The sequence below is a fragment of the Paenibacillus sp. LS-5 genome (genome assembly GCF_056121505.1).
On sequence record NZ_JBWAVA010000016.1, the window covers coordinates 115,177 to 128,917 of the forward strand.

Below are 13,741 nucleotides of genomic sequence, written 5' to 3' on the forward strand. Positions count from 1 at the left end.
GAACCATGGGATTTCAATCCGAATTCAATTCCGTCTGCAAGTTTAAGAATGAGCAGGAGCTGTATGAACTGCTGGAATACGGCCGCACCAAAATGGTAAAGCAGGGCTTCCGCGTGTATCCGACCGGCCAGAAGGTCATCGCCTATACACCTGAGAACGTGGCTGTGGCCATCGTCAAAATTTCGGCGTCCATCGCAGAAATCAATTTTCAGGGCAATGAGGTTACCGCGGTGGAGATGGATCTGGTGCGAAAGCTGAATGAAGAAGAATCACGGGTGCAGACTGCACTGGCGTATGAGATGTTTTTTGGAGAAGAAGGATGATTGTCCGGTTTGGCTATGTAGCCATGTCCACTGTCATTCCAGACTGCTCTCCTTCCAAGACTATGACGATGGCAAGCTTCAACAAGCTGAATGACCGTGAGGCCGGACTTCGGCGGCTGGAGGCTATCACCCGCGGGAACCTCCATAATACACTGCGTCTGCTGAAACATAATGTTGGCTCGGAGATCCGGGTATACCGCCTGACCTCCAAACTGATTCCGCTGGCCACACATCCGGATATGCAGGACTGGGATCCTTTTGCCGCCCTCGCTCCTGACTTTGCCGAAGTAGGTAACTATGTAAAAAAACACGGACTGCGTGTTTCTTTTCACCCTGACCACTTTACAGTTCTGAGCACTCCGCGGCCCGAGGTGCTGGCAAGCTCTATCCGTGATCTGCAGCATCATGTGGATATGCTGAATGCCATGGGCCTTCCCGCAACCGCAAAGAATAATATTCATATCGGCGGTGCTTACGGGAACAAGCCCGTGGCGGCTTCACGCTTTGTAGAACACTTTGCGCAATTGCCGCCGGCCATTCAGGAACGGATAACACTGGAGAATGATGACAAGACATTCACCGCGCCGGAGACTCTTGAAGTCAGCCGGAGGCTGGGCCTGCCGATGGTTCTCGATATCCATCATCAGTGGGTGAATAACGAAGGTGAGCTTCCCTGGGAGCTATGGCCGGAGATCTTGAAGACCTGGCAGACCCCCCTTGCGCTGAAGGACACGCTCCCGGGCGAAGGGCTTCCCCCGAAGATTCATGTCTCCAGCCCGCGCAGCCCCTCGGATCCTAGAAGCCATGCCGAGGGTGTCGAGCCCGCACCGCTTTTGGCTTTTCTTAAGCGAATCGCAGCGGACACCCCTGCCGTGGATGCGATGATAGAAGCGAAAGCCAAGGACGGGGCGCTATTTGGTCTGATGGAAGCCATGAAGGAGCTCGCTGAAGCGGGAAACGGAATTACGGTATTAGATGGAGCCAGCGTGAATATTGAACCCTAAACCCCGGATAAGCCGGCATTAGTGGCAGGATACGGGCCAAGGTATGACTTGATAAGTCTCCTGAAATAGGGTACGTTGAATGAAACTTTAGCAAAAGCCAGGCCAGCGCCCAGAACATCTGGCCTGGCCGAATGGCGGATGCAAGTCTGACTCCTAAGAGCGCACCTTGTCTTTACATATGAGAACGATTATGTTCAAGAAAGCGGAGTGAAGCTATGAATTCTACAAATCCAGATAACCGGAATGACCGCGAGCCTTACGTTGTTACGAGTAAGGGGCATACGGCCGCAGCCATCAATGCCGCTGCCAAAGCGGGGGAATGGATCAAGAACAGACAGGGTACTGTGAAGGAACTGGGCAGCAAGACTTCGGCCCAGGATCTGGTTACAGAAGTTGACAAAGGCGTGGAGCAGATGATACGCCGGCTGATCCTGACCCATTATCCCGACCATGCCATTCTCGGGGAAGAAAGCGTTCAGCCTGGGGCAGATGCTTTGACCGCTGCCCTTGAAGAAGGGCGGAAGCATGAGTATCTATGGATTGTTGATCCCATTGACGGGACGACTAACTTTGTACACGGCTTTCCTTTTTATTGCGTCTCCATAGCCTTGGTGGTTAAGGGCGAGCTGACCGTGGGGGTTATCTATGACCCCATCCGGGACGAAATGTTCGTCGCCGAGAAGGGGAAAGGCGCATATATGCACGGGATTCCTACCTCGGTTTCCGCTGAAGCGGACCCAGGAAGCAGTCTGATAGCGATGGGCTTCCCTCCTGACCGTATCTTTGCCCAGCCTGCCAACATGGCCGGACTGCAGCAGATTCTGCCGCAGATCCGCGGCGTACGTGCCGGCGGTTCTGCTGCTCTGCACCTGGCGTATGTGGCTGCCGGACGGGTGGACGGTTATTGGGAAGTCGGCCTAAGTCCGTGGGACTGTGCTGCTGGCGTGCTGCTGGTACTGGAGTCCGGCGGCAAAGTGACGGATACGCTGGGCAATCCCTATGACATTAGTACCCGTCATGTGGTAGCGAGTAACGGACGAATCCATGATTTTCTGTTAGGTTCGCTGGAAGAAGCTAAGGCAACAGGATATACGAAGTAGGAGGCGGCGGGAAGCATGAGCGAGAAGGACGATCTGGAGCGCAAGCTGAGTGAGCTGCTGGTGGATGGCGAGTTGGAAGAGATAGACCGGGCCGCCAAGGAAATCCGTCAGATCTCACCCAAGTATGAGATTCGTATTCAGACCAGACTGGATCCGATTGTGGAAGAAACGCTGCGTTACCGCAAATTCGGCCATGAGCTGGATGACAGATATGATAAATATCTGAAGCGTACGGATAAGAACAACGCCGCCAAAGATGCCGGCGAAACGAAGTGATAATAGATTCAGACCAGAGCAGTTTCCGAATATCCGGAAGCTGCTCTTTTGCATAGGCGGGCTGGATGATAGAATGGAATTATACCAATTTGGGAGGGATACGATGCTGAGCGCATGGAAAAAAATGTACGTAGCTGGCACGAGCGGCCTGCTGCTGCTCACGTTATTAGTCAGTGCGGGAGCGGGCACTGCTAATGCAGCTGAAGCTGCAGCAGTAACACAAGGTTCAGAGCCGGATGTTTTTAGCATCGTAGCTTTGGGGGATTCCATTACAGCCGGTTATGAGCCGGGAATGACCGATCCGAATATGAAGCCTTACGGCTATGCGGAAAGACTGCTGGAGCAAGGCTGGTATCACGGCAGAAGTGCTCTAAGCAACTATGGTATCCTGGGACTTACCACTACGGGATTACTGAATTATACTGCAGCCATTAAGAACGGGGCCGTTACAACTGCAGACGGGATTCAGCCGGGACTTCCGGATCCGCGGATTCAACAATTTGCTGCACTTACCCCTCAGATCAGAACAGAGCTTGGCGAGGCAGATCTGATCACGCTGACGATCGGCGGCAATGATGTCAGCAGCCTGCTGGTAACGGCCAAGGATCTAACAGAAGAGGCATTCAAGACCCAATTAGACCAGCTACTGGCAAGCTACAGCAGCAATGTTAAGACAGCACTTGAGAATATCCGGACGGTTAATCCTCAGGCTACCATACTGTTAGCCGATCAGTATCAGCCCGCACCCAAGATTGCTGTGAGCAGCTCCTACCTGAAGCTGATGAGTGCTGCCCAGCAGTTCACTGCGACAGCAGATAGCGTGGCAGCCAGCTTGAACCAGCCGGATGCTCCAGTAAAAGTGGCTCATGTAGCGGAGAAGTTTGCAGGTGTGGAAGCTTCACTGACTCATATCATTGGTGCGGGGGCGGCAGATTTTCATCCTACCCAGCTGGGGTATGAGACGATTGCCCGGGTCTTCGCCGAAGCCTATTGGGGAGAGTATCGTACGCCATCCGTCCCTGCTTGGACAGCTGCATCGGCACCTATGGCGATTGTGGTGAAGGGAGTGGAGCTGAATACGCCGAATAAGCCCATTCTGAAGAATGGACAGAACTTCCTGGCGCTGAAGGACATTCTCAACGCGGTAGGCGCCACCGGCAAATGGGACAATAAAACCCGGAGTGCGACTATTGTATACGGCGGAAGAACCGTTGTAATTACCATAGGCTCTAAGACGATCAAGGTGAATGGTACAGCGGTAGCTATTGATACGCCGGCGTTTCTGCAAAAAAACGGTAAAGAGGATAAAACCTATCTGCCGCTTGCCGCACTCGCCACCGGCCTTGGCTTTGATGTGAATTACAGCAGCAAGCTGCGGACGGCTTTCATAAATCCATAAAAGCGCATTAACCAGAAAATATAAATTCAGCCCGTACGGCATAAAAGGTGGATGAATGTTGTTGTCTAGTGCTAAATATAATGCCGAGTATATGATTACCATGGATGATATTCTGCGGGAGGGGGAGCCCGTGCTGCGCACGGTAGCGGAACCTGTGCAGCTGCCCTTGCAGGCCGAGGATCGGGAGGCACTGCAGTGCATGATGCAGTTTTTGAAGAACAGCCAGGATCCTGTGATATCTGCCAAATATAAGCTGCGTTCAGGTGTCGGGTTGTCGGCCAACCAGATCGGACTGCTGAAGCGGATGTTCGTAATGTATCTGAGGGATGATAAGGGCAATATGGTGGAGCAGGCCTGGGTAAATCCCAAGATCATCAGCCATTCAGTCGCGATGGTCTATCTGCCGGAGAGCGAAGGCTGCCTGTCCGTTGACCGCCCGGTGCATGGCTTTGTGCCGAGATACGACTCTGTGAAGCTAAAGGGATATGATATGAGCGGCAAGGAAGTCGTAATGAGATTCAGGGGCTACCAGGCCATTGTAGTTCAGCATGAAATTGATCATTTGGACGGGATTATGTTCTACGACCGGATCAATGAGGAGAATCCGTTCAAGCTTCCCCAAGGCGTGAACATCCGCAGTCTTTACGATCAGAAGAGTAACAGATAAGTATGTTTAAGCCGCTTTCCTACGGGAGAGTGGTTTTTTTATGTGTCCGCGGATTAGATTTATCTCAAATATGGAAAAATATGCTATGATTGTAGAGGTATTGAGACTATAGCAACAAGCAGAATGAGATGGGAAAAGGGAGTTTATATGGACAGAAACACTGACATGCTTACCATTATTTTCACCATACTGGCGCTCGTGATTATCGCAGTGTTCCTGTACAGGATCCGAAACGGCACATTCAAAAAGCATCTCACGGCGGAGGCAGCTATTGTTGTCAGCTATTTCATTGTCTCAGCAGTAGCATTTGATATGGCTTTTCTCCTACGGCTGGCAATAACCTTATCCATTGCGGGAGTGTTTATGTACGGCCGCAGGAAGAGGGATTGAAGCGGCAGGACTCAAATTCAGAATTCGCAAAAAAACAGACCCACTGCGCAGTGGGTCTGTTTGTATTGAAGAAGCCTCAGTGCAGCTGAGGCTGTTGCCTGCAAGAATTGTATTATTTCTCCGCCGCCATAGCCTGGAATGAAGCGTCTGCCGCTTCCAGTGTAGCGTCAATATCGGCATCGGTATGCGCCGTGGTCAGGAACCAGGCTTCATACTTGGAAGGAGCCAGGTTGATGCCTCGGTTCAGCATGTGGCGGAAGAAGCTGGCGAACAGCTCGCCGTCTGTATCCTGTGCTTCATCGTAATTAGTTATGGGATGGCTGCAGAAATGAGTAGAGAATGCGCCGCGGATCCGGTTGATGGTCAGCGGGATGCCGTGGCGGTCAGCGGATACCTGAAGCCCTTCGGTCAGGCGGATTGCCAGCCGTTCCATCTCGTCATATACGCCTTCTGCCGCGAGTACCTCCAGGCAGGCAATACCTGCGGAGATGGAAGCCGGATTGCCTGCCATGGTTCCTGCCTGGTAGGCCGGACCGAGCGGGGCAACCTGCTCCATGATATGCTTGCGGCCGCCGTAAGCGCCGATCGGGAGGCCGCCTCCGATGATTTTGCCCAGAGCGGTCAGGTCGGGGATGATATCCTCATGATTAGCGAGTCCGGCATAGGTTTGGGTAGAACCGTAATGGAACCGGAAACCAGTGATAACTTCGTCGTAAATCACGAGTGAGCCATTGTCGTGAGCCTGCTTGCATAGCCCTTCGAGGAAGCCCGGCTGCGGCATAACCATGCCGAAATTGCCGACAATCGGTTCGACCATGACTGCTGCAACATCCTTGCCCCATTTGTCCAGGGCCTCACGCAGTGCGTCCAGATCATTGAAGGGAACAGTAATGACCTCTTGGGCGATGCTTGCAGGGACTCCGGCACTGTCTGGAATACCCAGGGTGGATGGACCCGAACCCGCGGCTACCAGAACAAGATCGGAATGGCCGTGGTAACAGCCGGCGAATTTGATAATCTTACTGCGCTTGGTGTACGCACGGGCTACACGGATTGTGGTCATGACGGCCTCAGTGCCGGAGTTGACGAAGCGGACTTTATCCATCGAAGGGATAGCTTCTTTGAGCATTTTGGCCAGCTTGATCTCGAGTTGAGTTGGTGTTCCGTACAACAACCCGTTTTCAGCAGCTTTTGTAATAGCCGCTGTAATATGGGGATGGGCATGCCCGGTAATAATCGGTCCGTAGGCGGCCAGATAATCTATGTATTCATTGCCGTCCTCATCCCAGAACTTGGAGCCGCCGGCACGTTTCATGAAGACGGGGGCGCCGCCACCCACGGCTTTGAAGGAACGGGAGGGACTGTTGACGCCTCCGACAATATGCTGCAGGGCTTCCTCATACAAATGTTCAGATGTGGTACGATTCATGGTTAATCATCCTTTCAATAGTAGTGGCACATGGGAAAGGGCGAACCGCCGGATAGATCCGCTGTTCGCCCGCCCTAATGCCAAGCATAGGTTTACTTACGAAATATTACGCTGACATGGAGTGCTTTATTTGCTCCCGGCGCTTGCAGAAGGGCTGCTGTCCGGTGAAGCAGACGGCGATGGAGAAGGCTCAGGACCAGCCAGTGTGTCTTGAACGAACTGCTTCAGCTCATCTTCGCTGCTGATGCCGATTACTGCAGAACCGCCGCGGGTTGTTTCTTCGGTGAGCAGTTCCATCGGAGGGATTTGCTCACTGCCGCCCATGGAGCTCTTATAGCCCACGGTGGCCAGCTTCCACATATCATTCACATCCAGGTTAGTATCAATGAAAGGGGTAACCTGGGATAGGATATTGGGAAGATTAATAATGGAAGTGGTGCTGATCACTTTGTCGGCAACAGCCTTCAGGAAGCCGCGCTGGCGTTCCGTACGGGTGAAGTCCGAGGTAGCATCGTGCCGGAAACGCACATATTGCAGCGCCATGCTGCCGTCGAGATGCTGGAAGCCCTTTTTGAGATCAATATCGTATTCCGGCCCGTCGGCCGCGGTCTTGTAGACCATGTCCTTCTCGACCTCGTAATCGATCCCGCCGACGGCATCCACGAGTTTGATGAAGCCCTGGAAGTCGGTATAGACATAATATTGAATCGGGATGCCCAGCAGGTCGCTGACCGTCTGCATCGCCGTGTTGGGTCCATGGGTAATCGCTGTGTTGATACGTTCTTTGCCATGCTCAGGGATAGAAACATAAGTATCACGGAGGATAGAGAACACATAAAACTTCTTCTTGACCGGGTCAAGCGAAGCGACCAGCATCGTATCGGAGCGTGGAACTTCACCCTTCTTCACTCCACGTGCATCGACACCCATAAGCAGGATGTTGACCGGCTCTGTACCTTCCCATTGAGGAGGTTGAACTACTTCAGCCGAAGGAGAGGGGATTGCTGCAAACGGTGAATCTTCACCGGTCTTATGCAGATTGTCCATTTGATTGTAGATCTCGGCAAAATAATAAACTGCCCCGCCAATAATCAGGAGAAGTATGATTGCCAGAGTCCAGAGCAGGGGTTTCTTTTTTGACTTACCGGCTTTTGCGTGCCGTTTCTTTCTTGGTGGCATTTCGTTCTTCCTTTCGCATTCACATTCTCTACATTATAATTTCTTTTAGGTATACAAGCAATTTCGGAATATCCATCCATATAATTAAGGAGTGAAACTTAAAATGAACGAACTAAAGGTTGGACAAGAAGTGCCGGACTTTACTCTTCCCGCTTCAACAGGACAGAACATCAGCCTAAGGAATTACCGGGGAAGCAAGGTAGTGCTGTACTTTTATCCGAAAAATATGACGCCCGCCTGTACCCAGGAGGCCTGCGAATTCCGTGATGCCGAGGACCCGATTGCCCGGGGGAATGCTATTCTGCTGGGGATTAGTCCGGACAGTCTGGCTTCCCACGCGAAGTTTGCTGCGAAGAACAGCTTACCCTTTCCGCTGCTTTCCGATGAGGAACATACCGTGAGCCAATTATTCGGAGTGTGGCAGCTCAAGAAGCTGTACGGCAAAGAATTCATGGGTATTGTTCGCTCCACCTTTCTCATTGATGAGCAGGGTATCCTGGTCAAAGAATGGAGGAAAGTCCGGGTCAAAGGACATGTTGAAGCGGTATTGGGAGAAATCATGAATAAATAAGTATGCTGGTAGTTAATTGTAAATGTCTGTAACATTTCTAACAGCTTCTATAAGGCGCTCTCATGATATAGTTGCCTCATATTACTTCAAATTTGGAGCAAGGCATGGTGATGATGCATGATGATGCTGCGCATTGGGCTGGACGTCGGATCAACTACGGCCAAATTGGTTGTTATGGAACGTGATGCGATTATATATGAGGATTATGTGAGACATTTTAGCGATATAAAAAAAGCCGCGCTTTCCCTCCTGTCGGATGTTCGGGACAGGTTCCCGGATCGCGAGGCAGCACTTACTGTAAGCGGTTCCTCGGGTTTGTCTCTATCAAAGCTGGGTGAAATTCCTTTCGTTCAGGAGGTCATTGCCTGCACGAAGGCGATCAGCGAGCTGATCCCGCAGTGCGATACAGCGATTGAGCTTGGCGGAGAGGACGCTAAGATCATCTATCTCAGCGGCGGTATTGAGCAGCGGATGAACACGGCCTGTGCGGGCGGCACGGGGGCGTTCATTGATCAGATGGCTTCCCTGCTGCAGACAGACCCGGCGGGCCTGAATATCCTGGCCGAGCAGCATGAGCGGATCTATCCGATCGCATCGCGCTGCGGTGTATTTGCCAAAAGCGATGTGCAGCCGCTGCTTAATGAAGGCGCCCGCCGCGAGGATGTGGCGGCTTCTATTTTTCAGAGCATCGTCAACCAGACGATCAGCGGCCTGGCCTGTGGCCGTCCGATCCGCGGACGGGTAGCCTTCCTGGGCGGACCGCTGACCTTCCTGCCAGCGCTGCGGCAACGTTTTGCAGAGACACTCAGCCTGAACGAAGGAGATGTGCTGTTCCCGGAGCGTTCACAGTATTTTGTCGCTATCGGTGCAGCCCTGTCGCAGAACGATCCGCTGGTTCTGCCGCTGTCCGGTTGGCTGGCCCGGCTGGAAGCCGTGGACTTCTCAGCAGACCGTGCAGAGGATGCCAAGCTGCAGCCGCTGTTTGCGGCGCCGGAAGATCTGGCGCAGTTCCGTCTTCGTCATGGCCGGGCGGCAGCCCCGCGCTCTGAACTGGATACATATCGAGGACCTTGCTATCTTGGTATTGATGCGGGGTCTACCACAACCAAGCTGGTGATCACCGGCTCGGCGGATGAAATTCTCTATACCTTTTATGGAAGCAACAAAGGCAATCCCCTGCAGTCTGTCAGCGACGCCCTGAAGGAGATTTACCGGATACTTCCGGAGGGCTGTCATATTGCCGGTGCCTATGCAACGGGTTATGGTGAAGGTCTGGTCAAGGCGGCGCTTCGGACAGATGGCGGTGAAGTGGAGACGGTAGCCCACTACAAGGCAGCTTCCAAGTTTATGCCGGAGGTAGATTTCATTCTCGATATCGGCGGACAGGATATGAAGTGTATCAAGATCCGCGGAGGCGCTATCGACAGCCTCATGCTGAACGAAGCTTGCTCCGCAGGCTGCGGCTCTTTCCTGGAGAGCTTTGCATCCGCCCTGGAGCTGGGCATCGGTGAATTCGCTGCAGCCGCATTGGAATCCAGGGAGCCGGTCAACCTGGGCTCACGCTGCACGGTCTTTATGAACTCCAAAGTGAAGCAGGTGCAGAAGGAGGGGGCCTCTCTCGCCGATCTATCGGCAGGACTTGCGTATTCCGTGATCAAGAATGCGCTGCAAAAGGTAATCAAAATCCGCAACCCCGAGGATCTGGGACGCAATATCATCGTGCAGGGCGGTACCTTTTATAATGAGGCGGTGCTTCGGGCATTTGAACTTCTCACTGGAAGAACAGTGGTCAGACCGGATATTGCCGGTGTAATGGGCGCCTATGGCTGTGCGCTGATTGCCAGAGAACATGCCGGACTTGACGGATTCAGTACTCTTCTGGGACCGGAGGAGCTGGAAGCCTTCAAATATGAAGTGTCACCGGGACGCTGCGGACGCTGTGCCAATAACTGCGCACTGACAATCAGCCGCTTCCCCGACAAGAGCTTCCATGTGACAGGCAACCGCTGTGAGCGCGGGGCCGGAGGCAAGAAAGAGAAGAACAATCTGCCTAACCTGATGCAATATAAATATGAACGGTTTTTTGATTATGAAGGACTGCCTGAGGAGCAGGCGCAGCGGGGGACGGTCGGCATTCCGCGGACCATGAACATGTTCGAGAACTATCCGTTCTGGCATACCTTTTTTACCAAGCTGCGCTACCGGACTGTGCTGTCCCCGAAGTCCAGTAAGAAGCTCTATGAGAGCGGAATGGATACCATCCCTTCGGAATCCATCTGCTATCCGGCGAAGATGGCTCATGGACATGTACAGAGCCTGCTGGGTAAGGGTGTGGATTTCATCTTTTATCCGGCCGTCGTGTATGAGAAGAAGGAAGATGATGCGGCGCAGAACCATTTTAACTGTCCTGTGGTGGCCTCGTATCCTGAAGTGATCCGCAACAACATGGATGGGTTGAAAGAGAGAGGTATACCGCTTGTAAGCCCGTTTCTGACCTTCGACGATATCCCGGCGCTGACACGGGTTCTGGTGAAGACTTTTATAGATATCCCCAAAGAAGAAGTTGCCGCTGCTGTGCAGGCAGGACTTGCTGAAGCTGACCGCGCCAAAGATGATCTGCGGAACAAAGGCGAAGAAACGCTTGAATTCCTCACGCATAGCGATACCAAGGGGATTCTGCTCTGCGGGCATCCCTATCATGCAGACCCTGAGATCAATCATGGCATCGCCGAGATGATTACGGGAATGGGGCTGGCTGTGCTGACCGAGGATTCGATCTGCCATCTGGACAGAAGTGAAGGAGAGGTAGGGGTAGTCAACCAGTGGACTTATCATGCCCGGATGTACCGTGCGGCCCGTCTGGCCGCCAGCAGGAACGATCTGGAGCTTGTACAGTTGACCTCCTTCGGCTGCGGCATTGATGCCATTACCTGTGATGCAGTTCAGGAAATTATGGAGCAGAGCAACAAGGTATACACTTTGATCAAAATAGATGAGATCAGCAATCTGGGTGCCGCACGTATCCGTCTGCGTTCACTCCTCGCAGCCATGCGCGAACGGGAGAGGGGCGATGTTCAGCCTCAGCTTCTGTATAAGACTCAGGCCAACATACCGTTTACGAAGGAAATGAAAGAGACCTATACCATTCTGGCCCCGCAAATGTCACCGATTCATTTCGAACTGTTCGAACGTGTCTTCCGTGACGCCGGATACCGGCTCAAAATTCTGGAGAGCACCGGACCGAAGGAGACAGAGGAAGGTCTCAGATATGTTAATAATGATGCCTGCTATCCGGCAATAGTCACTATTGGACAGATGCTGTCGGCGCTGAAGAGCGGAGACTATGATCCGGACCGGACCGCTGTAATTATGTCACAGACCGGGGGAGGCTGCCGGGCAACCAATTATATTTCACTGCTGCGCAAGGCACTGAAGGATTCCGGTCTGGGCCAGATTCCGGTAATTTCGCTGAATGCCTCCGGAATGGAGAACCAGCCGGGCTTCCGAATTAGCCTGAAGCTGGCGAACCGTCTGATTGCAGCCGCGTGCTATGGCGACCTGATGATGCGTCTGCTGCACCGCTTCAGACCGTATGAGGTGATTCCGGGAAGTGCACAGGCCTTGTTCCGCAAAGGGATGGACCGCTGCAAGTCAAGCCTGTCAACCTTTTCGTTCCGGGAATACAAGCGCCTGACCCGGGAGATTGTGGCTGAATTCAGCCAGCTCCCCGTGATTAAAGCCGTTAAGCCGCGAGTGGGAATCGTGGGCGAAATCCTAATCAAATTCCATCCCGATGCCAACAACCACATCATTGAGATGATTGAAGCTGAGGGTGGCGAAGCGGTCATGCCGGATTTCCTGGATTTCATTTTCTATTGCGTCTACAATCCCATTTACAAAGCCGAGCAGTTTGGCAAAAGCAAAAAGCTGGGCTACATTAACCCGATGCTGATCTCCTATCTGGAAATTTACCGTAAACCGGTTAAGGTGGCGCTGGAAGCGGCCGGGCTGGCAAAAGGGCGTGAGAATATTTACGGCCTGGCCGAAAAGGCCAGCCGCCTGGTGTCTGTGGGCAACCAAATGGGAGAGGGCTGGTTCCTGACTGCGGAAATGATGGATCTGCTGGATAATGGGGTGAATAATATTGCTTGTATCCAGCCTTTCGCCTGTCTGCCGAATCATATTACCGGACGGGGAATGATTAAGGGGCTGAAGGATCTATATCCTGGGGCCAACATTGCTGCTATTGATTATGATGCGGGTGTCAGTGTCGTGAACCAGGCGAACCGGATCAAGCTTATGATGTCAATCGCCAGCGGGCTGGAGAGCAGTGCTCCCCGCACTACGGCCAAGGTGAAAACAAGCAGCAAAGTTAAGCCAGTAATGGTAGGCAGCATTAGAAGCGATCTATAATAAGTTGGATAATTACAAAGAGTGCACCCTTAGCAAGATGGGTGCACTCTTTGTTTATTTGGGATGCCAGGTTCAATGAGCTTAGTATTCCAGTTACTTTTGCAGCTTCAGCTTGACCCGCATGGCTTTATTCAAATGAACGAAGTTATGCCTGGTAGCAGGCATAAGCACCAGGCCCGCAACGGTCTTACTCCCCCAGTAATCTATCAGCCACTGTTCCGATTCTATCACGGCGCCTTCTCCGGAAATTCTGCTAATCTGCGCGGGACCGGGCTTTGACCGGAACTGCCCTGGCTGTAGGGCAGCAATGATTGACCTAGTCCGGGCAGCTACAGCCTGACGGTATACCATAAGAGCCTCAATATTGATTGCCTTACTGAAATCGGCGATTTCCTCTGCGCTCATTCCGTTTCCGGAATGAATAAAAGGGATGTTAAGCTTGTCCGCAAAATGACCGGAATGAAGAATCTGCTCACCGTTGGCAGTTAGAATATTCATGGTGATGTCCTCAATACGGGCGCTATGCCAAATATGCCACACGATCGAATTGTTGCTGTTCGTCGTATGTACCGGATAACTGCGCATGGTTTGCTCACGGAGATCTTTCAGGAGTTCATCTTCATAAGTTGGCTGTTCCGGATTCGTGCTGTTCAAAGCATACAGGTAGGTATGCAACTCCAGGAAGAGTGCAACTGCATTAGCATGCTCCTCCGGCATTGTAATGATTTCAGTCAATTGCTTGTGTTTGGTACTCCAGATTTTCCGCGCTTCAAGATTCAAGGGGCTCACTTCTTTCGATGGAATATAGGCCGTTATTCAAAAGTATATATTAAATTCCTTAACTGGTCTTTTTTATAAATATAAGAATTTTATAAGTTGCACACTATAAATTATCCTTCTATTTCCCGCTGACCACAAAAACCAGCTAATACTTGTCAAGGATTTTGTATTGGAGATTAACGTCCATCTTGATATACTATTTTTAAGCAA

Annotated in this window: 12 protein-coding genes; 9 read left to right on the forward strand and 3 right to left on the reverse strand. The window is 52.1% G+C overall.

The window, feature by feature from the left end; all coding sequences use genetic code 11:
- Positions 1-5 precede the first annotated feature (5 nt).
- From AC0MA3_RS20900 to AC0MA3_RS20930, 7 genes are all read left to right on the forward strand, one after another.
- Positions 6-323, forward strand: coding sequence for a hypothetical protein (locus AC0MA3_RS20900; RefSeq protein ID WP_036723794.1), 318 nt, complete (start codon positions 6-8; stop codon positions 321-323).
- The gene (uvsE, locus tag AC0MA3_RS20905) at positions 320-1,327 is read left to right on the forward strand and encodes a UV DNA damage repair endonuclease UvsE (protein WP_379158633.1); all 1,008 of its coding nucleotides are present in this window, start codon (positions 320-322) and stop codon (positions 1,325-1,327) included. Before AC0MA3_RS20900 ends, uvsE begins: the two co-directional genes overlap by 4 nt.
- Positions 1,328-1,542: 215 nt before the next feature.
- A complete protein-coding gene (locus AC0MA3_RS20910) occupies positions 1,543-2,427 on the forward strand; it encodes an inositol monophosphatase family protein (RefSeq protein WP_474657590.1) in 885 nt (294 codons plus the stop codon).
- Positions 2,428-2,442: 15 nt separating this feature from the next.
- Positions 2,443-2,703 (forward strand): hypothetical protein, encoded by a 261-nt coding sequence (locus AC0MA3_RS20915; protein WP_474657591.1) that lies wholly within the window; start codon positions 2,443-2,445, stop codon positions 2,701-2,703.
- Positions 2,704-2,806: 103 nt separating this feature from the next.
- Positions 2,807-4,102: a stalk domain-containing protein gene (locus AC0MA3_RS20920; RefSeq protein ID WP_474657592.1), complete on the forward strand. Its 1,296-nt coding sequence runs from the start codon at positions 2,807-2,809 to the stop codon at positions 4,100-4,102.
- 91 nt (positions 4,103-4,193) lie between these two features.
- Entirely contained in the window at positions 4,194-4,769 is a 576-nt protein-coding gene (def, locus tag AC0MA3_RS20925) for a peptide deformylase (protein WP_474657600.1), read from the forward strand.
- Positions 4,770-4,916: 147 nt separating this feature from the next.
- On the forward strand, positions 4,917-5,159 hold the full coding sequence (locus AC0MA3_RS20930) for a hypothetical protein (protein WP_474657593.1): 243 nt from the start codon (positions 4,917-4,919) through the stop codon (positions 5,157-5,159).
- A 112-nt stretch (positions 5,160-5,271) separates the two neighbouring features.
- Here AC0MA3_RS20930 and AC0MA3_RS20935 read toward each other — a convergent pair whose 3' ends face one another.
- On the reverse strand, positions 5,272-6,588 hold the full coding sequence (locus AC0MA3_RS20935; protein ID WP_474657594.1) for a glutamate-1-semialdehyde 2,1-aminomutase: 1,317 nt from the start codon (positions 6,586-6,588) through the stop codon (positions 5,272-5,274).
- 126 nt (positions 6,589-6,714) lie between these two features.
- The gene (locus AC0MA3_RS20940; RefSeq protein WP_474657595.1) at positions 6,715-7,767 is read right to left on the reverse strand and encodes an LCP family protein; all 1,053 of its coding nucleotides are present in this window, start codon (positions 7,765-7,767) and stop codon (positions 6,715-6,717) included.
- 103 nt (positions 7,768-7,870) lie between these two features.
- Between AC0MA3_RS20940 and bcp the strand changes: the two genes are divergently transcribed.
- Both bcp and AC0MA3_RS20950 read left to right on the forward strand, forming a co-directional pair.
- Positions 7,871-8,338, forward strand: coding sequence for a thioredoxin-dependent thiol peroxidase (bcp, locus tag AC0MA3_RS20945; protein WP_474657596.1), 468 nt, complete (start codon positions 7,871-7,873; stop codon positions 8,336-8,338).
- 123 nt (positions 8,339-8,461) lie between these two features.
- Positions 8,462-12,751 carry an acyl-CoA dehydratase activase-related protein gene (locus AC0MA3_RS20950; RefSeq protein WP_474657601.1) on the forward strand — a complete coding sequence of 1,430 codons (4,290 nt, stop codon included), beginning with the start codon at positions 8,462-8,464 and terminating at the stop codon, positions 12,749-12,751.
- Positions 12,752-12,844: 93 nt separating this feature from the next.
- Here the strand turns inward: AC0MA3_RS20950 and AC0MA3_RS20955 are convergent, their stop codons facing one another.
- The gene (locus AC0MA3_RS20955; protein WP_474657597.1) at positions 12,845-13,540 is read right to left on the reverse strand and encodes a DinB family protein; all 696 of its coding nucleotides are present in this window, start codon (positions 13,538-13,540) and stop codon (positions 12,845-12,847) included.
- Between the last annotated feature and the right edge of the window lie 201 nt (positions 13,541-13,741).

What these genes read in the sequence shown, in the direction of transcription:
- AC0MA3_RS20940 (WP_474657595.1), bottom strand. Translation starts at nt 7,767, where the DNA reads ATGCCACCAAGAAAGAAACGGCACGCAAAAGCCGGTAAGTCAAAAAAG.
- AC0MA3_RS20900 (WP_036723794.1), top strand. Translation starts at nt 6, where the DNA reads ATGGGATTTCAATCCGAATTCAATTCCGTCTGCAAGTTTAAGAATGAG.
- uvsE (WP_379158633.1), top strand. Translation starts at nt 320, where the DNA reads ATGATTGTCCGGTTTGGCTATGTAGCCATGTCCACTGTCATTCCAGAC.
- AC0MA3_RS20915 (WP_474657591.1), top strand. Translation starts at nt 2,443, where the DNA reads ATGAGCGAGAAGGACGATCTGGAGCGCAAGCTGAGTGAGCTGCTGGTG.
- def (WP_474657600.1), top strand. Translation starts at nt 4,194, where the DNA reads ATGATTACCATGGATGATATTCTGCGGGAGGGGGAGCCCGTGCTGCGC.
- AC0MA3_RS20930 (WP_474657593.1), top strand. Translation starts at nt 4,917, where the DNA reads ATGGACAGAAACACTGACATGCTTACCATTATTTTCACCATACTGGCG.
- AC0MA3_RS20910 (WP_474657590.1), top strand. Translation starts at nt 1,543, where the DNA reads ATGAATTCTACAAATCCAGATAACCGGAATGACCGCGAGCCTTACGTT.
- AC0MA3_RS20920 (WP_474657592.1), top strand. Translation starts at nt 2,807, where the DNA reads ATGCTGAGCGCATGGAAAAAAATGTACGTAGCTGGCACGAGCGGCCTG.
- bcp (WP_474657596.1), top strand. Translation starts at nt 7,871, where the DNA reads ATGAACGAACTAAAGGTTGGACAAGAAGTGCCGGACTTTACTCTTCCC.
- AC0MA3_RS20950 (WP_474657601.1), top strand. Translation starts at nt 8,462, where the DNA reads ATGCTGCGCATTGGGCTGGACGTCGGATCAACTACGGCCAAATTGGTT.
- AC0MA3_RS20935 (WP_474657594.1), bottom strand. Translation starts at nt 6,588, where the DNA reads ATGAATCGTACCACATCTGAACATTTGTATGAGGAAGCCCTGCAGCAT.